Origin of the sequence: Pseudozobellia thermophila, assembly GCF_900141855.1 — a bacterium.
Classification (GTDB): Bacteria; Bacteroidota; Bacteroidia; order Flavobacteriales; family Flavobacteriaceae; genus Pseudozobellia; species Pseudozobellia thermophila.
Genome location: NZ_FQYU01000008.1, coordinates 1 through 23681, shown reverse-complemented (window position 1 = coordinate 23681; position 23681 = coordinate 1). Strand labels below are relative to the sequence as shown.

Annotated in this window: 13 protein-coding genes and 2 tRNA genes; 8 read left to right on the top strand and 7 right to left on the bottom strand. The window is 45.8% G+C overall.

All coding sequences use genetic code 11. The features are described 5' to 3' along the window. Nucleotides 1-22: 22 nt before the first annotated feature. Entirely contained in the window at nt 23-1537 is a 1515-nt protein-coding gene (locus tag BUB37_RS16580; protein WP_072994952.1) for a GH3 auxin-responsive promoter family protein, read from the bottom strand. A 66-nt stretch (nt 1538-1603) separates the two neighbouring features. Between BUB37_RS16580 and BUB37_RS16575 the strand changes: the two genes are divergently transcribed. Then, nucleotides 1604-2398 (top strand): DUF2797 domain-containing protein, encoded by a 795-nt coding sequence (locus BUB37_RS16575; RefSeq protein ID WP_072994951.1) that lies wholly within the window; start codon nt 1604-1606, stop codon nt 2396-2398. A gap of 57 nt (nt 2399-2455) precedes the next feature. On the opposite strand, the gene BUB37_RS16570 is transcribed toward BUB37_RS16575, so the two are convergent. After that, on the bottom strand, nt 2456-5206 hold the full coding sequence (locus BUB37_RS16570) for an AsmA-like C-terminal region-containing protein (protein ID WP_072994950.1): 2751 nt from the start codon (nt 5204-5206) through the stop codon (nt 2456-2458). Between the two features lie 135 nt (nt 5207-5341). Further along, nucleotides 5342-6052 carry a queuosine precursor transporter gene (locus tag BUB37_RS16565; protein ID WP_072994949.1) on the bottom strand — a complete coding sequence of 237 codons (711 nt, stop codon included), beginning with the start codon at nt 6050-6052 and terminating at the stop codon, nt 5342-5344. A gap of 97 nt (nt 6053-6149) precedes the next feature. Here BUB37_RS16565 and BUB37_RS16560 point away from each other — a divergent pair, with 97 nt between their 5' ends. Further along, on the top strand, nt 6150-8237 hold the full coding sequence (locus BUB37_RS16560) for a DUF5723 family protein (RefSeq protein WP_072994948.1): 2088 nt from the start codon (nt 6150-6152) through the stop codon (nt 8235-8237). Nucleotides 8238-8309: 72 nt separating this feature from the next. Here BUB37_RS16560 and sppA read toward each other — a convergent pair whose 3' ends face one another. Continuing rightward, nucleotides 8310-10073, bottom strand: a complete 1764-nt coding sequence (gene sppA / locus BUB37_RS16555) for a signal peptide peptidase SppA (RefSeq protein ID WP_072994947.1) — start codon at nt 10071-10073, stop codon at nt 8310-8312. A 322-nt stretch (nt 10074-10395) separates the two neighbouring features. On the opposite strand from sppA, the gene folK reads away from it, so the two are divergent. Beyond that, a complete protein-coding gene (gene folK / locus BUB37_RS16550) occupies nt 10396-11550 on the top strand; it encodes a 2-amino-4-hydroxy-6-hydroxymethyldihydropteridine diphosphokinase (protein ID WP_072994946.1) in 1155 nt (384 codons plus the stop codon). 4 nt (nt 11551-11554) lie between these two features. On the opposite strand, the gene BUB37_RS16545 is transcribed toward folK, so the two are convergent. Continuing rightward, on the bottom strand, nt 11555-12085 hold the full coding sequence (locus BUB37_RS16545; RefSeq protein WP_072994945.1) for an RNA methyltransferase: 531 nt from the start codon (nt 12083-12085) through the stop codon (nt 11555-11557). Between the two features lie 150 nt (nt 12086-12235). Here BUB37_RS16545 and mutS point away from each other — a divergent pair, with 150 nt between their 5' ends. The 4 genes from mutS (at nt 12236) to BUB37_RS16525 (ending at nt 19115) form a co-directional block, all read left to right on the top strand. Next, complete coding sequence (gene mutS, locus BUB37_RS16540) at nt 12236-14848, top strand: DNA mismatch repair protein MutS (RefSeq protein WP_072994944.1); 2613 nt, start codon at nt 12236-12238, stop codon at nt 14846-14848. Between the two features lie 123 nt (nt 14849-14971). Beyond that, nucleotides 14972-15044 (top strand) — tRNA-Gly (locus BUB37_RS16535). Between the two features lie 53 nt (nt 15045-15097). Beyond that, nucleotides 15098-15182 (top strand) — tRNA-Leu (locus tag BUB37_RS16530). Nucleotides 15183-15689: 507 nt separating this feature from the next. Then, on the top strand, nt 15690-19115 hold the full coding sequence (locus BUB37_RS16525) for a tetratricopeptide repeat protein (protein WP_072994943.1): 3426 nt from the start codon (nt 15690-15692) through the stop codon (nt 19113-19115). A gap of 36 nt (nt 19116-19151) precedes the next feature. Here BUB37_RS16525 and BUB37_RS16520 read toward each other — a convergent pair whose 3' ends face one another. Both BUB37_RS16520 and BUB37_RS16515 read right to left on the bottom strand, forming a co-directional pair. Further along, nucleotides 19152-22571, bottom strand: a complete 3420-nt coding sequence (locus BUB37_RS16520) for a 4Fe-4S binding protein (RefSeq protein ID WP_072994942.1) — start codon at nt 22569-22571, stop codon at nt 19152-19154. A gap of 87 nt (nt 22572-22658) precedes the next feature. Next, entirely contained in the window at nt 22659-23210 is a 552-nt protein-coding gene (locus tag BUB37_RS16515) for an OsmC family protein (protein WP_072995066.1), read from the bottom strand. 289 nt (nt 23211-23499) lie between these two features. Here BUB37_RS16515 and BUB37_RS16510 point away from each other — a divergent pair. Next, on the top strand, nt 23500-23681 hold a 182-nt coding region (locus tag BUB37_RS16510), incomplete at its 3' end, for a transposase (RefSeq protein ID WP_139278127.1).

Genomic DNA, 23681 nt, shown 5'->3' with positions numbered 1-23681 from the left:
ATTAAACGACAAACTTTACTATTTATTTGTTCATTTGAAGCAATTCTTCGATGTAGTCCCTTTTGTTCGACAATCTAGGAATCTTATGCTGCCCCCCCAATTTGTCTTTGGCCTTCAACCAATCGTAGAACAAATTTTCCCTGGCAATGTGCACTTTAGGCATTTTTAAGGTGATGTTGTTATAGCGCTTGGCCTCGTAATCGGAATTGAGCGATTTTAGGGCATTATCCAAAAACTCGGTAAAATAGGCGAGGTCTTCGGGAGGTTTTCTGAACTCGATGATCCACTCGTGCGCGCCCTTTTCCTTTCCCTCCATAAATATGGGGCCGGCGGTATAGTCCTTGATCTCGCTTCCCGTCTTTTTACAGATACTTTTCAAGGCCTCTTCGGCATTTTCTATGATCAGCTCTTCTCCAAAGACGTTGATATGGTGCTTGGTACGCCCGGTTATCTTTATTCGGTACGGATCGGTCGATGTAAACCGGACCGTGTCGCCTATCTTATAACGCCATAACCCGGCGTTCGTGGTAATTACTATGGCGTAGTTAACGTTCTCTTTGACCTCCCATAGGGGAATCGCCTTTTGGGCTTCGGTCCCGTAGGTATCCATGGGTATAAACTCGTAGAAAATACCGTAATCCAACATAAGCAAAAGATCATCGGCCCCATTGCGGTCCTGTATGGCAAAAAACCCCTCCGAGGCATTGTAGATCTCATAGTACTTAAAGCCCTTTCTGGGCAAGAGCTTTTTATACTGGTCTTTATAGGGGTTAAAGCTGACCCCTCCGTGAAAATAGACCTCGAGGTTTTCCCACACCTGAAAGAGATGGTCTTTGCCCGTCTCTTCGATTACATTGTTGAGCAGTACCAACATCCAAGAAGGTACACCGGCCAAACTCGTAACGTTCTCCTGCGTACTTTCCTTTATAATGGCCTTTAACTTGGTCTCCCATTCGCTCATCAGCGAAACCTTGTTGCTGGGCGTACTGCTAAACTCGGCCCACAGGGGCATATTGTCGATCAAGATCGCCGACAGGTCGCCAAAAAAAGAGCCGTTGTCTTGGTACAGCTCCTTACTCCCCCCCAATCGCAAACTCTTACCGGTAAAAAGCTGGGAGTCTTCGTTATTGTTGAGATATAGGCACAACAAGTCTTTTCCCGATTTGTAATGGCAGTCTTCGAGGGCCTCGGTACTTACCGGAATGAACTTGCTTTTGGCATTGGTGGTGCCACTGCTTTTCGCGAACCACTTGATGGCCGTAGGCCAAAAGAGATTCTGCTCCCCCTTTCGGGTGCGCTCTATCATGGGTTCGATCTCTTCATACGATACGATGGGAAGCCTGTTTCGAAAATCCTCATATTTATCGATGGATTGAAAGTCGTACCTTTTTCCCACCTCGGTATCCTCGGCAAAATCCATCAATTGCTGCAAAACCTCCTCCTGTACCTCTGCCGGGTATTTCAAGAACAGTTCGATTTGATGATAGCGCTTTTTAAGCAGCCAGGAAGCAATGGAATTAAAGAGCGGTATGGCCATTTTTAGGTATATTTAACCCGCTAAAATAGCTTTAAAACCATTCATTTTCAAATCAAAAAATCTTTTATGCAGTATAAAGGGGTATTACGGAAGATGCAGACCGAAATCGGCAGGCCCATCCAATATTATATGGTCTTTGAAACTGATTTTTTAAACGTCAACCAAATACTCGACAAAGAACTGGAAATCAACTTCATCAAGCACCAATGCTTAAGCTGTGGCCAAGACCGGCCGATCTTTCGACAAGGTTTTTGCAAGACCTGCTTTTACGAAATACCCGCCGCGGGAGATTGGATCATGCGGCCCGAGCTCAGCACTGCCCATCTAGACCAAGAGGACCGCGACCTTGAATACGAGAAAAAGGTCCAACTGCAACCCCATATCGTCTATTTGGCCAACTCGAGCACCATCAAGGTAGGGGTTACCCGAAAAACCCAGGTACCGACCCGTTGGATCGACCAAGGCGCACACGAGGCGATCGAAATTGTCGAAGTCCCCAACCGCTATTTGGCGGGCATCACCGAGGTGGCCCTGAAAGACCATGTCGGAGACAAGACCAATTGGCGGAAGATGCTCACCAACGAGGTTGTCGACGAAGACCTGGTCACTTGGCGCAATAAGCTAAAACCCTATATACCGGCCGAGGCCCAAGAGTATTTCATCGCCTCCAACTCCGAAACCCATCTCGATTTTCCGGTCTTACAATACCCCAGCAAGGTGAGGAGCCTCAATCTTGACAAGACCCCGAACTACCGAGGCAGATTAAAAGGCATAAAGGGACAGTACCTTATATTCGAAGACAATACCGTATTCAACGTCCGTGGCAGCGAGGGCTATTACGTATCGCTTTCGATCCATTGACGCTTTGCCCGGTCGGGCAAAAAACAAGGGCCACTTTACAGTGGCCCATTGGTCATGTTAGTTGTCCGTATCCTTTTCGTCGGAGGCTTTCTTTTTGCTTCCCAAGAGCCCACCGATAATGCTTTTGGCCTTTTCCTTTACGTCGTCGCCTTCCTCCTTGCCTTCAGCGGTACTGTCGGACGGGCTTTCGGCCGCATCCGTCTTGCTTGAGCCGAGCAGTCCCCCAAGAACTTCCTTTACCCCTTCTTTAGTAGAATTGGTGCTTGTCGAATCGCCCGTCTTTTTGTTTTGGTTCAGCACATCGCCTATCAAATCCTTGGCCTTGTCCTTGCCCTTGTCGATCAATTTCTGCTTCTGTATTTCAACCAACTGACTGGTCAACGACTTCACCCCTGTCGTCAGATCGGTCGTTACGCTCGGGCTCGTATAATCGCCACCTATGTTGGCCACAACGGGTACGGTCAGCTCATCAAGGCTATCGTCATCGATTTCGGCCAACAACTTGTTGACCTCGGAACCCAAATATTTTGCGGGCACCTGCATGGTAGCCTTGTAATTGAGCTTTTTGTCGAAAGTATGGCTCCCATCTACGTTTATTGCGATGTCGTTATAGTTTACGGTAAAGGGCTTAACGGTAACCAGGCCGTTTTCGAACGACAGTTTGGTCTTCAAATCGTCCAGGTTCAGCTTCTTAAGATCGATAAAATCGAGTTTTCCGTCCAAGGCCGACAACAAAGGCGCCTCTTCGGAGTTGATTTCCCGTGTCATCACATTGGCCAAGATATTACCACTCAGGGTAAGTAGGTCGGGAACCAGGTCGTCGGTCAGGTTGCCCGACAATTCGATATCGGAATCCAATTCCCCCTTAAGAACCTGGGCAATGGGCGCTATGGACTTGAACAGATCGAGGGCCTGGAAGGTTTCGCCGATCTCCAATTGATCCATATCGAGCTTCATGGCAAAGGTCGGGGTCTCTTCCTTGGTGGAAACCTCGCCGTTAAAGGCCATCTTACCATCGAAGATCGAAGAGGTCATATTGCCCAAGACCGCTTTTTGATCCTTGATACGCAGATTTCCCCTTACATCCTTAAGCGTTAAATTGTCGTAGATCACCGTATGGGCCGCGGCAGTGATGTTCGCGTCCAAGAAAGAAGGAATCTTTATTTTCTCTTCGGATGTGGACGGTGAGCCACCTTCTCCGTTTCCGGAAACATCGGTCGCGCTTGCCGTTTCCTCGACCATAAAATCGCCCAGGTCGAAGTAGTTCGATTTCAGGTCGAAATTACCCGCTACCACCTCGTCATTGAACATAAAGCCCAACAGGTTGTCAATGGTTCCGGTAGCGTTGAAATCCGTTTTTCCGGTAGTTCCCTTAAGTTCGTTCAGGCTTACGGTCTTCGGGTTAAAGGTCAAATTCGCGGTCTCCAACTTCACGGGGTTGGCAAGTTCTTCGGAACTGTATTCAAAATCGGTCAGGCTCAAGGTGCCCTTGGTATCGGTGTTTTCGTACCGTTCCTTTTCAACCGAGGCCATATCGAAGGCCGTGGTAATGTCGGCGGACAGCAATCCCTTTAGGTCCAAATCGGCCGGTACCGGATAAGCTTTCTCGATATTCGCCAAGTTCATGGTTCCATCGATATGGGCATTGACCTTTGTATTGCCCAAAAGTTCGGTAATCTTGGCGTTCATATTAAACTTGTCTTCATCGATCATAAAAGACAATTTTTCAATGTCAACATAAGTATCTTCCACTATACCCGTATTGTTGTTTATTTCGGTATCGATAAATACATTTTTCACCGACTTTGGCAGATCGGGGTATTTGAAGGAGGCGTTTTCCGAGTTGATCTTGATATTGAACTTAGGAATATGCGCTTCATCGACAACACCCTTAAACTGACCTTCGAGGGTAAAATTACCCGTGGTCTGCACATTTTCTATATCCTTTGAATAGGCTTCCGGTATTACCGCCAAGAAGTTTTTGAAATCGGATGAAGGGGTCTTAAAGCTGATGTCGACCTCTTGGTCGTTCTCATTGATTTTTACAAAACCGTCAAAGACCAGGGGAAGTTGGTTGATATAGGCCTCGTTCTTTAAAAAGGAATACTTGTTCTCGTTTAAATCGATACCGATCAAGGCGTCGAGCTTTATCTTGTTCTTGTTCAAATAATTGGTACTGTCCATTTCAAAGGACACCAAGGCATCGGTCTGGGTTTGTAGTTCGGACTTTGAAAGCGAAAGGTCTCCATTGCCCCGGTGCTGCATATCGTTAATTTCCAATCGCATTCCGGTCGATCGGTCGTCGTAAATAATATCGGTATTGGTAATTTCATACGATTCCATATCGAAGCTAAACCCTTCGGCCGCCCCTTCGTCAGGGGCCGTTTCTTCGGATGGGTCACCCTCCTTGGCAATGTCAAAACTGGCGTTGCCGTCCTTGTCGACCGTAATATGGACCAAGGCCCTATCCACTATCAGGCTTTTTACGCCAATGGGTTCGCCCGCCCCCTTGAACAGCTCCCCTATCCCCATCTTCAACGACAGTTCGTCGGAGGCGAACAGGGTATCGCCTTCAAAAGGCGCCTTGTTGACCAAGGAAAGTTTCTTGAGGCTTACCTCGGCATTCGGAAAACTCGCTATCAGGCTCAGGTCGGCCTCGGCGAAGTCGAGTGTTGCATTGAGGTTGTTGTTGACATTGGCCTTGATAAGCTCCCCTATTTTAGCCTCCAAAAAAAACGGTGCGGCCACCAAGACACCCACGATCAACAAAGCGACAATTCCTAAAATCTTGAATAATTTCTTTTTCATAGTTATCTAAAAAATACATTCGGGTTTCCGTCCCCTTCATCGGGGCAAGGGAACTTATTGAAGTTTAAACTCTTTTTTGAACTCTTAACCATAGTTTTTTGGTCGTATCGATACAACTCAAAAAAAGGCCGGTTATTATGCTTCGAGATCAATTTCTTGACCCATTTCGAGTTTAAACCGTTTTCTCAATAGATATACGAAGAAATAGAGAAAAGGAGTGTCTAAAAATGCGATAAAAACCTTAAAAACAAATCCGCTGACCACCAGACCGAAAAACAGATGCCAGGGCAATACCTCAAAAACACAGAGCAGCCCCACTACGGTAAAGGTATCGATGAACTGCGACAGAAAAGTGGAAAAATTGTTTCGCAACCAAAGGTGTTTTCCCTGGGTAAGCCTTTTCCAAAAATGATAGATGGCGATATCGACATATTGGGCAAAGAGATAGGCGATCATAGAGGCGAGCACGGCTATGGGCGACAATGCGAAGACCCGGGTAAAGGTTTCGTCGTTTACCGGGGAAGATTCGATGGCCGGTGCCGTTTCGGCCAAAAGCACGATGCCCATGGAGAAAAAGGAGGCAAAGATACCCGCCGTTACAATTTGATTGGCCTTCTTTCTTCCATAGATCTCCGATATCAGGTCGGTAATCAAAAAGGTAATGGGATAGGGCAATATACCTACCGATATTTCGAACAGGGACACCCCGAACACGGTAACATCGCCAAAGGGATTCCAGTAAAAGAACTTTTGGAAAATCAAATTGGAGACCACCAACGAGGTAATGAACAACGCTCCGAGATAAAGGTAAATCTTATAGGCCAAGCGTTTGTTCTCTAAGGTCATAGGCGTTGACAAGGTCTTATTAATCGTTAAAACGAGCAATTAAATCGACAAACGCCCGTTATGCACAGACACAAAAATAAACCAAAAATCACCAAGCATGAAAAAAACCATTCTTACCGGACTACTTTTGATAGCCGCAGGGGGAATCCAGGCCCAATCCTACATCGGTTATCTTTCCGATAACTACAGTGGGGTACACGGCATAATCAGCAACCCGGCGAATATTGTCGATTCGCGGTTCAAGACCGATGTCAACCTGGCCGGGGTCAGTTCATTTTTCGGAAACGATTACTACGGTGTCAAACTTGGCGATGTGCTGGATACCGATTTCGATTTTGACGAAAACGGCAACAAGCACCCCAAAGACAACAACAACCTCTTTGGAAACGCCGATGTTTTGGGCCCCTCGTTTATGTTCAACATCAACCCTACCAATTCGATCGCCCTTTTCACCCGGGGCAGGGTAGGCTATAACATCAACAAGATCAATGGCGAGACCTATGAGAACATATCGAACGATTTTGACGAAAATGAAGATTTTATGGTCGACGAGGACGATTTTTACCTTACGGCAAATGCTTGGGCCGAAGTAGGTTTGTCCTATGCCACCGTTTTAATGGACAAAGAGCAGCATTTCTTAAAGGCGGGTATCTCGGTAAAGTACTTGCAGGGCCTGGGCAATGCCTACGCCAGCGGTAAGAATGTCAATATTGAGTACGATGCCGATGGCACCGACCTGGGCGGAGGCAATACCACCGGAAGCATCACCTCGCAAGGGGAAGTGCATTACGGCAACAGCGACAACATCGATGGCAATTTCGACGATTTTGAATTCGAGGTGGTCGACGGGGCAACCGGTTTTGGGGCCGACCTTGGCCTCATTTACGAATGGAGGCCCGACCATGCATCTTACGACCCGTCGAAGGGACAGAGCTACAAGCACCTCAACAAATACAAGCTCAAGGTGGGGCTCTCGCTTACCGACCTGGGAAGCATCAATTACAAAAACGGCACGGAAAGTATTTATGACATCAACGCCACGGTCAACGAAGACGACTTTGAAGACCAAGACGGCATCGAGGATATCTTGCAAACCCTCTATACCGAGACCGCCATGGGCTCTTCTACAAAGTGGGCCTTGCCCACGGCCCTGCACCTTAACGTAGATTGGAACATGGGCAAAAAGTTCTATTTGAACCTCAACGGCGACATGTCGCTTACCTCGGCCACCAAGAAGAATGTGAGCAGGGTGGCCAATATCGTCTCGCTTACCCCCCGTTTTGAAAGCAAGTGGTTCAGCTTTTATATGCCTGTAGGCATGGTTCAGGGGTCGGGTGCCCAATGGGGGGCAGGCTTTAGGGCCGGGCCGCTCTATATCGGCTCGGGCTCCGTCCTATCTTTATTGATTAGCGACAATTCAAAGGCCGCCGATGTTTACGCCGGCTTAAAGATCCCGGTATACCAAGGAAAACCGAAGGACAAAGACGGCGATGGTATCGTCAACAAGGAAGACAACTGCCCCGAAGAATTCGGTCCTATCGAAAACCAGGGATGCCCTTGGCCCGACACCGATGGGGATACCGTAACCGATAACGAGGACCAATGCCCCGAGGAAGCCGGCGAAGTGGCCAACAACGGGTGTCCTTGGACCGATTCCGACGGTGACGATGTCCTCGACAAGGACGACCAATGCCCCGAAGAGGCCGGTCCCGTTGAAAATAACGGCTGCCCATGGCCCGACACCGATGGGGACGGAATTCCGGACAAAGACGACCAATGTATCGACAAACCTGGAACCGCCGCCAACAAAGGCTGCCCAGAGGTTACCGAGGAAGTACAGAAAAGCCTTAACGAATACGCCAAGACCATTCTTTTCAATTCGGGCAAGGCATCGATCAAGGCCGAATCTACCCAAGCATTGGTAGACATCATAAGCATTCTTAAGGAGTACCCCGATGCCAAATTTACCGTAGAAGGGCATACCGACAGCATCGGTAGTGCGACGACCAACCAAAAACTATCGGAAGCACGGGCACTTGCGGTGAAGGCCTTCTTGGTTGAGAAAGGTATCGATGCCGACCGGTTAACGGCTGTCGGCTACGGCGAAACCAAGCCCATTGCCACCAACATGTACAAGGATGGCCGTGCCCAGAACAGGCGTGTGGAGATCAACCTGGTAAAATAATCGAACGACCGCCATACAATCAAAACGCCCCGACATGTCGGGGCGTTTTATATTTTTAAAAAGACCGCATCCCTATTTGATATTCAAGACAAAGGGCATTCTCGCCTGTACCCCCTTTTGCTGCATGGCACGCTTGACCTCCTTTAAGATCGAATAGGCCTCTATCCCAATTTCATCCTCTATAATATCGTTTTTGACCTTGGCACTGGCTCCGCCCAGGTCTTCCATAAAGCGTTCAAGGCCCGATTTGTATTTCGGGAATTTTTTAATTCCGTATTCGGTAAGTTCGGCCATTTCTGCGGCTTCCGCAATGGCATCCTCCAAATTGCCCAGTTCATCGACCAGGCCGATCCGCTGCGCATCGACCCCGCTCCACACCCTGCCTTGGGCCAAACTGTCGGCTTCTTGCACAGAAATATTGCGCCCCTGTGCCACCCGTTGCAAAAAGGTACGGTAAGTGCTTTCAATGCCCTCTTGGACCACGGAACGAAAACCGTCGTCCATGGGCTCGAACAGGGAGTATTCGACCGAATTCTTGTTCGTACCGACCTGTTCGGCATTGATCCCGATATCCTCCGCCAGCCCGGCCATGTTGGGTACGGTTCCGAAAACCCCGATAGACCCGGTAATGGTCGTCGGTTCGGCGAAAATCTTGTCGGCGCCCACCGAAATGTAGTAGCCTCCCGAAGCGGCCACATTGCCCATGGAGACCACCACCGGCTTTACCTTTTTGGTAAGTTCGACTTCGCGCCAAATAATATCGGAAGTGAGGGCACTGCCCCCTGGCGAATTGACCCGTAACACAATGGCCTTGACATCGTCGTCTTCCCTGGCATCGATCAAGGCCTTGTTGATAATGCCCTGGCCGATTACGTCCGGACCGCCCTCGCCATACAGAATTTCACCTTGGGCAAAGACCACCGCTACCTTGTCCTTGCCTTTTTTAAGGGCCTTTTTGTTGGAACGGATCACATAATCCTGCAATCGCACCACATTCAGGTCCTTGTCTTCCCCAAGTCCCAAGGCCTTTCTCAACTTCCCCTCGTATTGGTCAAAGAACACGATATCGTCGACAAGGCCTGATGCGAGCGCATATTCGGGCGAACGCCCGCCCAGGGTATCCGCTATGGTGTTCAAGTCGTCGGGACCGATATTCCTTCCCTTTGATATGTCCCCGATCATCGAATTCCACAAGGAGCCCAACAACTCTTGGATTTGGGAGCGATTGGCCTCGCTCATTTCGTTCGCGATAAAAGGTTCCACCGCACTTTTATACTTTCCGTGGCGGATAACCTCTATCTTAACCCCGGTCTTTTCCTGTAGGTCTTTGAAGAAAAGCACTTCCGAAGACAGTCCGCGAAAGTCGAGAACCCCTACGGGGTTCAGAAAAACGGAATCGGCCACGCTTGCCAAATAATAGTCTTTCTGCGTGTAAAAATCGCCGTAGGTATAAATAAACTTTCCGCTTTCCTTAAAGTCTTCCAAGGCTTTGCGTATGGCCTGTGTCTGGGCCAGGCCTGCCATTATAAAGTTATTGTTGATACTTATGCCCCTGATGTCCTTGTCGTCCTTGGCCACCGATATGGCATGCAAAATTTCATCGAGGCCTTGGTTTTGTTCAAAAAATCCGCCGGCAAAGGGATCGAGGGCATTATCGCCCACGTAGTCGCTGATGGGCTGCTGCAATTGAAGTTCCAGAACGGAATTGTCCTTGACCGTAACCGTATCCTCTGCACTGCCCAGGATACTGACAAAGACAAAAAACATAACAAAAACAATCCCAAAGGCGATAATGCAGCCTAAAATGGCCGCCAACAAGTTTCTTAAAAATTTCATAGGCTTAAATCTATCATCAATTCCATATGACGCAATAGCGTGTAGAATGTTACGCGTCCGCAACGGTTATCGGTTCACAAAACTCAAAACCAAGGGAAAACCGCCCCCCTTCAAAGTTTTGGCCAAAGATAGTCAACTGCCCCCATTTTTTTGTAATGTTATCCGAATCTTAAGCGGGCCACCTGTACACTTTCCCGTGCCCTAAGTTCCATTTTGCACGCCCCTTGCCCCTGTCGGCATTTTGCGCACAAAAATCGGTGAATAACTATTAATAAGACATGGATGCACTTACCCACATCTTTTCGTTACTTTGCCTACGATTATGGCCGAACAAAAAACAGCATATCTCTCGCTTGGAAGCAACCTGGGCGACACCCTGAACAACCTACAGTCTGCCGTATTTCGCATACAGGAGACGGTAGGTGACATTCAGCGTATATCGCCTGTTTACGAAAGCAGTGCCTGGGGCTTTGAGTCGGATGATTTCTTGAACATCTGCCTATCGGTAAAGACCACCCTGCCCCCACAAAGGCTATTGGACACCCTGCTCGATATCGAGGGACAATTGGGAAGGATACGGTTTAAGGAAGAAGGCTACCAAGCGCGCAGCATCGATATCGACATTCTCTACTACGAACGCGAAACCTTCATATCGGACACCTTGGTGATCCCCCATCCCGAGATGTGCTACCGAAAGTTCGTTTTAAGGCCCTTGGCCGACATCGCCCCCCAATTCTATCATCCGGTGGTCAACAAAGACACCCGAAACCTAATTCAGGAGTGCAGGGACAAGGGACGCTTGGAAAAAACGCCCTATAGGCTCTATAAAAACCGTACCGAGCTTTTCGCCAATACCAATTTTATAGCCATCGAAGGAAACATCGGGGCCGGAAAGACCACCTTGGCCCGCAAGATCGCGGAAGACTATAATGCCAAACTGGTTCTCGAAAGGTTTGCCGACAACCCCTTTCTTCCCAAATTCTACGAAGAGCAATCGCGTTACGCCTTTCCCTTGGAAATGTCGTTTTTGGCGGACCGTTACCAACAATTTACGGACGACACCTCGCAATACGACCTCTTCAAAAGCTTTATGGTCAGCGATTACGACATCTACAAGTCGTTGATCTTTGCCAGGATCACACTACAGCAAGACGAGTACGAGCTTTACCGTAAACTTTTTTACCTGATGTACAAGGAGGTAAAAAAGCCCAAAATATACGTTTACCTCTACCAGACCTCGGATCGCCTGCTCGACAACATCAAGAAAAGGGGCCGGGAATACGAACAGCGTATCGACCCCCAATACTTGGAAAAGATCAACAAGGGGTATTTTGAATTCATCAAGAGCTACCCTGAGCAGAACAACCTGATCATTGAACTGGGCGACCTCGACTTTGTCCAAAACCAAGAAGATTACGAAGCCATAGTCGACAAAATACTGAAGTTTGCGGTACACCTGCCCGCTGTAAAGTCCTAGGTCGCTAAGGGTTCAATTTCGACCAAAAATCCCAAATAACGATTCCCGCGCTCACCGAGATATTCAAGGAATGCTTGGTACCGTATTGGGGTATTTCGATTACCCCGTCGCTCATATCGACCGCGTCTTGCGAAACCCCCTTCACCTCGTTGCCAAAGATCAAGGCATATTTTTCCGAGGCATCGACCTTAAAGGCGTTCAAAAATTCCGCCTTCTCGGCCTGCTCGACCGAAAGCACCCGATAGCCTTCGGACTTCAGTTCGTCGATAAGCCCGACGGTTTCCTTTTTGTACTCCCAGGCCACGCTCTCGGTAGCCCCCAATGCCGTCTTGCGAATATCCTTGTGGGGCGGAGTGGCGGTAATGCCGCACAAGTATATTTTTTCCACCAAAAAGGCGTCGGCCGTCCGAAAGACCGACCCGATGTTATTGAGGCTTCGGATATTGTCCAAAACAACGACCAGCGGGGTCTTTTCGGCCTGTTTAAAACCTTCTACATCCAATCGCTTTAGCTCTTCGTTCCTTAGTTTGCGCATTTTACCAGTTTCTGACCTTTACGGTATTTCCCTCTCTATAAAGTTATTCCTAAATATCAACAAATGTGGCGTTTCGCCGACAAATGTAATACATTCGTCATTTGAACCGACAAGGGCAAAAATAGGCTAATTTAAATCGCTTCGGGCAACATGGGAAAAGCAAAAAAGACAACCCCTTTAATGCAGCAGTACAATACCATCAAGACGAAATATCCTGATGCGCTATTGCTTTTTCGAGTGGGGGATTTTTACGAAACCTTCGGTGAGGATGCCGTTAAGGCCTCCAAAATACTGGGCATCATCCTCACCCATAGGAACAATGGCGGCGACCGAACCGAACTGGCCGGTTTTCCGCACCATTCGCTGAACACCTATTTGCCCAAATTGGTAAAGGCGGGGCAGCGGGTGGCCATCTGCGATCAACTCGAAGACCCCAAGGCCACCAAAACCATAGTCAAGCGGGGCGTAACCGAACTGGTGACCCCAGGGGTCGCCATGAACGACGATATTCTCTCGGCCAAAAGCAACAACTTTTTATGTGCGGTGCACTTTGGCCGAAAGTTGTTGGGCATCTCCTTTGTCGACATTTCAACGGGAGAGTTCCTGACATCGGAAGGCAGCGAGGAACAAATAGACAAATTGCTCCAAAATTTTTCACCGAACGAAGTATTGGTTCCCAAGACGCACAAGAAGGAGTTCGCCCAGCTTTTCGGCAACCGGTACCATGCCTTTTTTATGGAAGACTGGGTCTTTCAGGAAGACTATGCCCTGGAGACCCTGACCAACCATTTCAAGACCAAGACCCTAAAAGGTTTTGGGGTCGACCACCTTACCCATGGCATTATCGCCTCGGGAGTTGTCCTGCATTACCTGTCCGAGACCCAGCACAGGCAATTGCAGCACATCAGCAACCTGAAACGAATTGCCGAGGAAGAGTATATCTGGATGGACCGCTTTACCATCAGGAACCTCGAACTCTACCAATCGCCCCACCAAAATGCGGTCACCCTCTTGGACATTATCGACAAGACCATTTCGCCCATGGGCGGAAGGATGCTCAAACGGTGGTTGGCCCTTCCCCTTAAAAACATCGAAAAGGTAAAAAGACGCCATCAAGTGGTCTCGTATTTGTTGCAGGAAGAAACGGTCTTGCAGAAATTGCAGCACGCGATCAAGCAGATGGGCGACCTGGAACGTTTGATCTCAAAGGTGGCCACGGGAAAGATCAACCCCAAGGAAGTCGTACAGCTCAAGAACTCCCTGGAGGCCATCGTACCCATCAAGCAATTGACCTCACAGAGCGCATGCGAGGCGGTTCAAATCATTGCCGACCAGCTGAACACCTGCGACATGTTGCGCAACCGCATCAAGGAAATGCTCAACGAGGAGGCCCCGGTAAACATGTTAAAGGGCAAGACCATTGCCGATGGCTATTCCCAAGAACTGGACGAACTGAGAAACCTGGCCTTTTCCGGCAAGGATTATTTGGACAAAATGCTGGCGCGGGAATCCGAACGCACGGGGATTACCTCCCTTAAAATCGCCTCGAACAATGTTTTTGGCTATTACATCGAAGTTCGAAATACCCACAAAGACAAGGTGCCCGCCGAGTGGACCCGCAAGCAGACGTTGGTCAACGCCGAGCGCTACATCACGGAAGAGCTCAAGGAATACGAGGCCAAGATCCTGGGTGCCGAAGAGCGCATCCAGAGCTTGGAACAGCAGTTGTTCGGGCAGTTGGTGGTCTGGATGCAGGAATACATCAACCCGGTACAGAACAACGCACAGCAGGTGGCCCAGCTCGACTGCCTCTGCGGCTTTGCCCAACTGGCCAAGGAGAACGACTATATTGAACCGGTCATTGACGAATCGACCGAGATAGACATCAAGAACGGAAGGCATCCGGTTATCGAAAAGCAGTTGCCCCTGGGCGAGGCCTATATTGCCAACGACATCCTTCTCGACCGCGAACAGCAACAGATCATAATGATCACCGGCCCCAATATGAGTGGTAAATCGGCCATTCTACGGCAAACGGCCCTTATCGTCCTTTTGGCGCAAATGGGCTCCTTTGTACCTGCCGAAGCCGCCCGTATCGGCTATGTCGATAAAATTTTTACACGGGTGGGTGCCAGCGACAATATTTCAATGGGCGAATCGACCTTTATGGTCGAGATGAACGAGACCGCCTCCATCTTGAACAACCTCAGCGAGCGGAGCCTGGTGCTGCTCGATGAAATCGGCCGGGGTACCAGCACCTACGACGGCATATCGATCGCCTGGGCCATATCGGAATACCTGCACGAGCATCCGGCCAGGGCCAAGACCCTATTTGCCACCCACTACCACGAGATCAACGAAATGGCCAGCACCTTCGAGCGGATCAAGAACTACAACGTATCGGTAAAGGAACTGAAGGACAACGTGCTTTTTCTTCGCAAATTGACGCCCGGTGGAAGCGAGCACAGTTTTGGGATCCACGTAGCCAAGATGGCGGGTATGCCCCAACAGGTGATCCACAAGGCCAACAAAATACTGAAGAAGCTCGAGAAATCGCATTCGAACGAAGAGCTCACCGACAAGCTGCAGGCGGCCCAGGACGAGATGCAACTGAGCTTCTTTAACCTAGACGACCCTTTGCTGGAGCAGATCAAGGAAGAAATCGTGCATTTGGACATCAACACCCTAACGCCCGTAGAGGCCTTGATGAAGCTGAACGAAATCAAGCGAATGCTCTCGAAAAAGAGCAAGGCCACATCGTAAAAAAGCACTTGTTGGGCCAAGAAAAACAGAAGTGTAAGTTTTTAGGGAAATTTTCTTTGCATTTTATAGAATTGTATTAAATTTGCCTCCGCTAACGAACAGAGTTGGCTTGTTCTTTTAAATGCGAAAATAGCTCAGTTGGTAGAGCGCCACCTTGCCAAGGTGGAGGTCGCGGGTTCGAATCCCGTTTTTCGCTCAACACTAACGCCGCATGCCGGCGTTTTTTTATTGCATAGCATACCAATGCAGGCTCGAGTGGTGGAATTGGTAGACACGTTGGACTTAAAATCCAATGGCCATTATGGCCGTACGGGTTCAAGTCCCGTCTCGAGTACAAAGCCCCTTGTTAATCAACTGATTTTCAAGGGCTTTTGATTTTTTTAGGGACAAAATAGGGGGAATTATTAACTACTACCCGTACTCAATATCATATCTCAAATAACATTCCTTTATTTGGAGTTCCAAGAAAGGTACTGGAAATCTCTACGCATAAACTTTTTACAAAAGGTTCAATTTGTAAAGAGTTTTGTATGGTAATCAAGTTTTTGATTCTAAACATTCCTTAAATAATACATTGCTTATTTTCAAAGTGATAACAAAAAAACTTTACATAAGTGCAGCTATTTTAATTTTCAGGTTGTTTAAGATGACCTCCTCCCATATTTAGGTACCGGTCATTTAAGACAATTTAAAAAAGGTTCAGAAATAAAGATTCGGTTTCTCCTAAAAATATTCATCAATTAATTAGAAGATTTCTTCATTGGCAAAACCCTTTTTGTCATTAGGCCATTAAATATTACATTTAAGGCAACAACAAACCAACCGTTCCCCCACTTAGACAATGAAATATCTTCTATCCATACTAATCTGGGGGGTGCTGGCATGCAATAACTTGATTGCTCAAAACAGCAAAGTTGACAGTCTTCAAAATGCCTTCAAAAATGCTACCTCAGACTCTCTAAGAATTCGAATCTTAAAGGATATTTCCTGGGAGTACGTAATCAGTCGTTCCAACTCTCCAGAAGTTAAAGAACGTATCGACAGTGTTTATTTTTTAAGCAAAAAAAGTAATGTCGAATGGGGAGTTGCCATAGCCAACTACCAATATGGCGTTTTGGAAAGACAGAAAGGAAATTACGATGAAGCCCTAGCATTTTTTGACAAATACCTCGAATATCACGAAACAAAAAAAAGCCAAAAAGATATTGCCAATGGACTTTATCAAAAAGCGATTGTTCTTGATGACAAGGGTGATTATGACAAAAGTTCCAAGATTTATTATAGCATACTAAAAATTTATGAAGAACTGAACGACCCATATAGTATCGCGACCATACAAAATGCATTAGGCGACTTATTAAAGAAAAACAATAAGTTAGATGAAGCTATGGAAAATTATGCCAAAGCTTTGGAGACTTTTACCGATTTGGATGCTAAAGGCGACATGGCCAACGCCTATTATAATATCGGAGGCACACATAAAGAGAGGAAAAACTATTCCGAAGCTTTGGAATACCTCAACAAGGCCTTGCAACTGGACAAAGAATTGGCAAGCCTTTGGGGCATGGCTTATGATTATGAGGCTATTGGGGAAGTCTACAGCGAACAGGAAAATTATGCAGCGGCGTTAAAGGTACATTTAAGCGCTTTGGAAATCCGTGAAAAACTACAACAAAAACGCGAATTGGCCGAAAGCCACACTCATCTAGGTACTGACTATCTAAAGTTAATAGACTACGCACAGGCAAAGTTCCATTTCGAAAAAGCCATTCAGCTTGCCGAAGAAATAGGTGCAAAAAAGGCTGCTCAAGATGCCTATGAAAAAATGGCGGAACTGTATACTGCATCAGGAGATTATAAAAACGCCCTCCTTTTTAAGGATAAATATATTTCGGTCAAAGACAGTTTGTTTAACGAAACCAGTTCGAAACAATTACAAGAACTTCAGGTAAAATTCGACTCCGAGAAAAAGCAAGATGCAATTACGACACTCCAAAAAGACGCCGAGATAAAAGATCTGCTTTTGGAACGTCAACGGGCAATCAGAAATGCCATTATCGGATTTGCCCTAGGTATCTTATTAATTGGGTATCTCCTCTTTAATCGTTACCAAAGAAGACAAAGGGAAAAAAGGGAAACCGAAGAAAAAGAACGACAGATTGAAGAAGAACGTCAAAAAACGCAAATCGAAAAACAGCGTGTCGAGGAACTTGAAAAAATTGATAGGTTAAAAGATGAATTCCTCGCAAACACTTCACACGAACTTCGAACTCCGCTTAGTGGCATTATCGGACTTTCAGAATCTTTAAAAGATGGCGCTGCAGGGAAAATGTCGTCAAAAGCCATTGAAAATCTAGATATGATTTCCAATAGTGGCAAGCGATTGTCACATTTGGTCAATGACATTCTTGACTTTTCAAAATTGAAAAATCAAGATTTAGTGCTGGCCACCCGACCGGTCGATGTGCATGCCATGGCCGATGTTGTAATGAAACTCTCCAAGCCTTTGCTTCAGGGGGAAAAAGTTACGCTGATTAGTACTATTCCCAAAGATGTGGTTTTGGTCGAAGCCGACGAAAATCGACTGCAACAAATACTGCATAACCTTATAGGGAATGCAATCAAGTTTACCGAAAAGGGACAAATAGAAATCAAAGCCCAAGAAAAAGACAAGATGCTTTCCATTTCTATTTCCGATACGGGAATCGGAATAGCAAAAGACCAATTTCAAAATATCTTTAAATCCTTCGAACAGGCCGATGGCTCCACACAACGGGAATATGGGGGAACCGGACTCGGACTTTCCGTAACCAAACAATTGGTAGAGCTCCATGGAGGTGCGATAGAGGCCGAATCAGAAGTTGGCAAGGGTTCAACCTTTTCATTTACACTTCCGATAAGTGATAAAAAGCGAAAAGATATTTCAAGGGGAGATCCGTCGGAACAGGAGGAAATTCCAAAATTACAGATGGAAATTGAAAAAAACAATATCCTTCCCGAAGTCAAAACACATCAAAAAAACGGCTTGGCCAAAGTGCTTATCGTTGATGACGAACCTGTGAACAGACGCGTGCTCGAAAACCATTTGTCAATTGGCGGCTATGATACCGTATCGGCCAAAGATGGTCACGAAGCCTTGGGAATTCTTAAAAATGAAACAGCCTTCAATATCGTTCTGTTGGATGTTATGATGCCCCGGCTATCAGGGTATGAAGTATGTGAAGAGATTCGAAAAAAATACTCGTCTAGCGAACTTCCTGTGGTGCTGCTTACTGCAAAGAACAGGGTACGGGATCTAGTGGCTGGGTTCAATGTAGGTGCCAATGATTACCTGACCAAACCCTTTTCAAAAAACGAACTATTGGCCCGACTAAAAGCTCATTTGTATATGAGCGGCATACATAAAGCCACCAGCAAGTTCGTTCCTACGGAATTTATAAAATCGGTGGGGAGGGAATCCATAACCGATGTGGCATTGGGCGATCATGTCGAAAAAGACGTTACCGTTCTGTTTACCGATATTCGAGAATATACGACCCTCTCGGAAGGCATGACGCCCAAGCAGAATTTCAAGTTCGTCAATGCCTATGTCGGTAAAATGGGACCTGAAATTCAGAAGAACAAAGGCTTTGTAAATCAGTATTTAGGAGATGGAATTATGTCCTTATTTCCGCATGAGGCGGCGCATGCCCTTCAGGCAAGTATTGATATGCAAAAGGCTATTCAAGACTATAATGTCAGACGGGAAAAAGAAGGATATGTGCCTATTACCGTTGGGATGGGACTTCACACCGGCCCTTTGGTCATGGGCATCATTGGCGATATCGGCAGAAACGACACAGCAATAATCGCCGATACCGTAAACACGGCATCGCGCATGGAGGGCGTTTCCAAGCACTACGGCGCGAAGATAATTATCAGTGAGAACAGCTTAGAAACTATCGAAAATAAAGATAATTATCATTTTCGCTATCTAGGTAAAGTTCGAGTAAAAGGAAAGGATACCATTATTGGAATCCATGAATGTTTTGATGGAGACGAGCCGGAAGTAGTTGCGTTAAAAATTAAAACCCTTAAAGATTTCGAAAAGGGATTGGACTATTTCTTCAACAATCAATTCCCAAAAGCTTCTGCTGCCTTTGATAAGGTGTTGACCGAAAATCCAAAAGATAAAGTCGCCAAATATTTTGTGACCAAATCAGCGGAGTACACGATTTCAGGAGTGCCCAAAGATTGGGAATTCGTCAATACGATGAATGAGAAATAAATGCTTCGGTACTCAAGGTTTCCGAAGTCAACATTGCTACGTATTTCCGATATCTACGTATTTCCGATATCTTTTATCCACCTGTTTTTGCACTTCGCTCATGGTACCACTGAATGCCTCTTTGTCTGTTTCAAAGAGTCTCTCAAAACGCTCTTCCATCCGCAGATAGTCTTCAATGGGAATGCTTGGGGCATCAGAATCCAATTGCAAAGGGTTTAATCCTTCATCCATTCTTCTAGGGTCATTCCGATATAACATCCATTGCCCGGAAGCTACCGCAGCCTTATGATACCGACTCGGATTCTTCATGTCAATACCATGTGCCGGACTATGGCAGTAGGCGATTATTAGGGATGGCCCATCATAACTCTCGGCTTCTTGAAAAGCTTTCAAAATCTGTTCTTGATTCGCACTAATAGCGACGGAAGCCACGTATACATCATCATAGGTCATCATCAAACGACCGAGGTCCTTCTTTTGCTTTTGCCTTCCGTTGGAAGCAAATTTTGCCATTGCTCCAAAAGGAGTGGCTTTTGACATTTGTCCGCCTGTATTCGAATACACTTCGTTGTCAAGTACCAAAATGTTTACATTTTTCCCTGAAGCGATGGCATGATCTAGTCCGCCATAGCCAATATCGTAGGCCCAACCGTCCCCTCCAACGATCCATACACTCTGCTTCACCAAGCTGTCCGCAACCTGTATTAACTGTTGCGCTTCAACCTTAGTGACGGTGGTTAAATGGGCCTTTAATTTTTTAACTCGTTTTCGTTGTTCCTGAATTTGTTTTTCAGTGTTTTGTTCCGCAGTCAAAATATCGCAAGCCAAATCGAAATCGAGTTCTGGTAGTAATTTCTTGAGCAAACTTTTGGCTTGTTGTTCTTGCTGGTCCAACGAAAGTCGATAGCCCAACCCGAATTCGGCATTGTCTTCGAACAAAGAATTTGACCAAGCCGGACCCCTACCCTCACTATTCTTTGCCCAAGGGGTTGAAGGGAGAGCGCCCCCGAAAATTGAACTTGCCCCAGTAGCATTTGCTACCAACATTCTATCACCGAATAACTGGGACATCAATTTCAAGTATGGCGCTTCTCCGCATCCATCAACACCAATCGAATATTTAAACAAAGGTTCTTGTAACTGTTGCTGACTCACTTTGCTTGTATCTATTTTAGTTCTATCAAATTCTGGAATGCGGTCAAAATGATTCCAGTTCTCTTTGGCCTTTTCGATTTTAGCGGCTTTACTTTTCATCACTAAAGCTTTTGCAGGGCAGGCATCAATACAATTGTTACAGCTGGTACATTGCTCGGGGTTTACTTGTACCGTATAATTCAACAAATCGATTTTCCAATCTTGTTCAATTGACTTGACAGATTTAAAACTTTCTGGAGCATTCAATAGATAGGTGTCATCATAGGCTTTTATCCGAATAGCTCCTTGCGGGCAAGCCATGCTGCAGGCTCCACATTGTGTACACAAATCGGCATCCCAATCTGGTAAAAAGTTTCCTGTATTTCTTATGTTAAATTTCGCAGTGTCCGTTGCATATGTTCCGTCTACAGGAATCGCGCTGACCGGAAGTTCATCTCCGCCATTGGCCATCATTTTGCCTAAAAGGGAGTTTAAAAACTCGGTATCCATTTCGATGGGGAATTCTTTTGAAACTTCAACTATTGACGTATCAACCTTTGTGATAAATTCCTCAAAGAACATGTTGTTTTTATCAACGTTCAAGTCTTTGGCAAGTGCCAAAACACAACTATGGAATCTTGATAACACCGTGTCCGAAACCTGGTAACTTTTGTTTATTACACACGAGTTGACCACGTAAAGCGAAACATTTTTTTGTTGTATTTCCTTTTGGGTTGCATATGATAGACTTTTCCAAAAATCAATTGTGTTCAAAGTTGTATTGACTAAAATGGCTCCGTTGATTTTCGTGCGCTCCAAAACATTGTCGTTTTCTAAGAAGTTGACCAAGTCGCATCCGACCACATCAGCATTCGAAATTAAATAAGGTGCTTTGATCGGCTGTTCACTTATCCGAAGATTGGAAACAGATCTAGAACCTGATTTTTTATAATCGATTTCGGTATAGCCCTGCACATGCTTTGCATTTCCAACAATTTGCAAAACAGCTTCGAAACTTGCACAGGTAGCCTCCGACTTTGTTTCGTAAAACAAGACTTGAAGATTGTCATCCTGTAATTGCAAGTCATTTGCATAGGGCAAACTCAAATTTGTTTTGTCATCATTGGTACCAATCGTAAAGTTGTTTTTTGGCTTTTCCGATTTCAAATTTTCGTACACGGCCTTGACCATATTCGGATTGAATTCCTTGGAAGAAAGTCCGTAACGGCCACCGACTATTTTAGGAAGTGTTGCGTAAGTGTCCGTCACAGACATTAAAGATTGTACGATGTCTAGATATAAAGGCTCACCTGTGCTACCTGGCTCTTTGGTTCGGTCTAAAACGGCGATTGACTTACAACTTTTAGGTAAAGCTTCTATAAGATGTTCAGTGCTAAAAGGACGAAACAAACGGACTTTAATTAGCCCCACTTTTTCGCCTTGTACATTTAAATACTTGAAGGTTTCTTCTATAGTTTCAGTTGCAGAAGCCATAGCAATGATTACTTGCTCAGCTTCTGGATGACCCACATAATCGAACAGCTTGTATTGCCTTCCTGTTAATTCTGCAAACTTGTCCATTTGATTTTGGACGATTGATGGGCAAGCATCATAAAAGGAATTTACCGCTTCCCTACCCTGAAAAAAAACATCCGGACCTTGAGAAGTCCCTCTTAATACAGGATTGTTCGGGTTGAGTCCGCGTCTTCGATGTGCTTGTATCAATTCCATATCCATCATTTCTGTAATAACCGCATCTGAGATGCCTTCGATTTTAGCAGTTTCATGGGATGTTCGAAACCCATCAAAAAAATGTACAAAAGGAATTCGCGATTCTAAAGTTGCCGCTTGTGAAATCAAGGCGAAGTCCATTGCTTCTTGAACCGAAGCTCCTCCCAAAAAAGCATAACCCGTGCTTCTAGCAGCCATGATATCACTATGATCACCAAAAACTGAAAGTGCATGGGTGGCAATTGAACGAGTGGCCACATGGATCACATTGGGCGTCAACTCACCAGCTATTTTGTACATATTAGGTATCATCAACAAAAGGCCTTGAGAAGCCGTGAAGGTTGTCGCCAAAGATCCTGTTTGTAGCGCACCATGCAGAACACCGGCAACGCCAGCCTCACTCTGCATTTCAAAAACTGATGGTACGCCGCCATAAATATTGTTTTGGTTTTCTGCGCTCCACTCCTCCGCTAATTCTGACATTTCAGAAGATGGTGTAATCGGATATATGGCGCAAACCTCATTGGTTTTATATGCTATCTGAGCGGTGGCTTGATTAGCGGTCGCGACGATGTAACTTTTGGTATTCATTTTATGTCGATGTTGGATGATACATGTTGGTATTGAGAAACTAAAAAAGGCCAGCTCATTTCGAGCCAGCCTTTTTAAGTTCACTACTTACTTTACGATTTCGATGGAAATCGGGGTAGGATTTGAAATGATATCGAAAACTGGAGAAAACTTCGCCAAGTTCAATAACTGCTCTTCTGAAGCATCGGACTTCACTTTTAAGCGAACCGTGATACCGTCAAAACCTTTACGAACTTCAGGATCCAAACCAAGGAAACCGTGTAAATCACATCCGCCTTTTAGAGAAGACTCTGCGCCCTCAATATCAATTCCATTAGCCGCTGCATGGTACACCATCGCTCCGGTTAAACAAGAACCTAAGGCGTGTAATACAACCTCAACAGGAGTAGCAGCTTTGTCTTCGCCCAATAATACATTTGGGTGGTCACATTCCATTGTGAAAGTTTCTTGTCGCGAAGTGTCTTCTTGACCAACGCCGTAAAAGCTCTTCATACTAGATACACAATGACCGCCTTCGATCCAGTTGTTTTTAGTTCTGAATTCGAATTTTGCCAATTCAGGGTTTCCTTGAACCGCCCCAATAGTTTCTACCAATTGGTCTACGTTTACTCCGTTTTTAATGTTTGCTGTAGTAATCATTTTAATAATATTTAAATTGTTTAGCAATATTGCTGCTTGGTACATTACCATTGCCGTGCCAAACCATTTAACTAAATGATTATCATATATTTATATCGATTTTTTGATTTTAAATATATTACGATATTTCGCTTATTTACGATATTTCGTTAGTGCAATTACGGAATTTCGTTGATTGTTGTCACTAATGTTTCGAAAAGCCAAGCCTATAAATCATTATTTTATTGTACTATGGTTGTAGATACCCAAAATTTTAGGACAGTAAGTTTAATCATTAAATTTACTGAATATGTCACGAAGAAAATTCACATCAAAATTCAAGACCAAGGTAGTATTGGAAGCCTTGAAAGAGCGGCATAGCCTTGCGGAACTGGCCCAGAAATACCAAATACATCCGACACAGATCAGCGGTTGGAAGCGCGATTTCCTGTCCGGTGCGGAAACGGTTTTCGAGAAGGGCAAGACCGATAA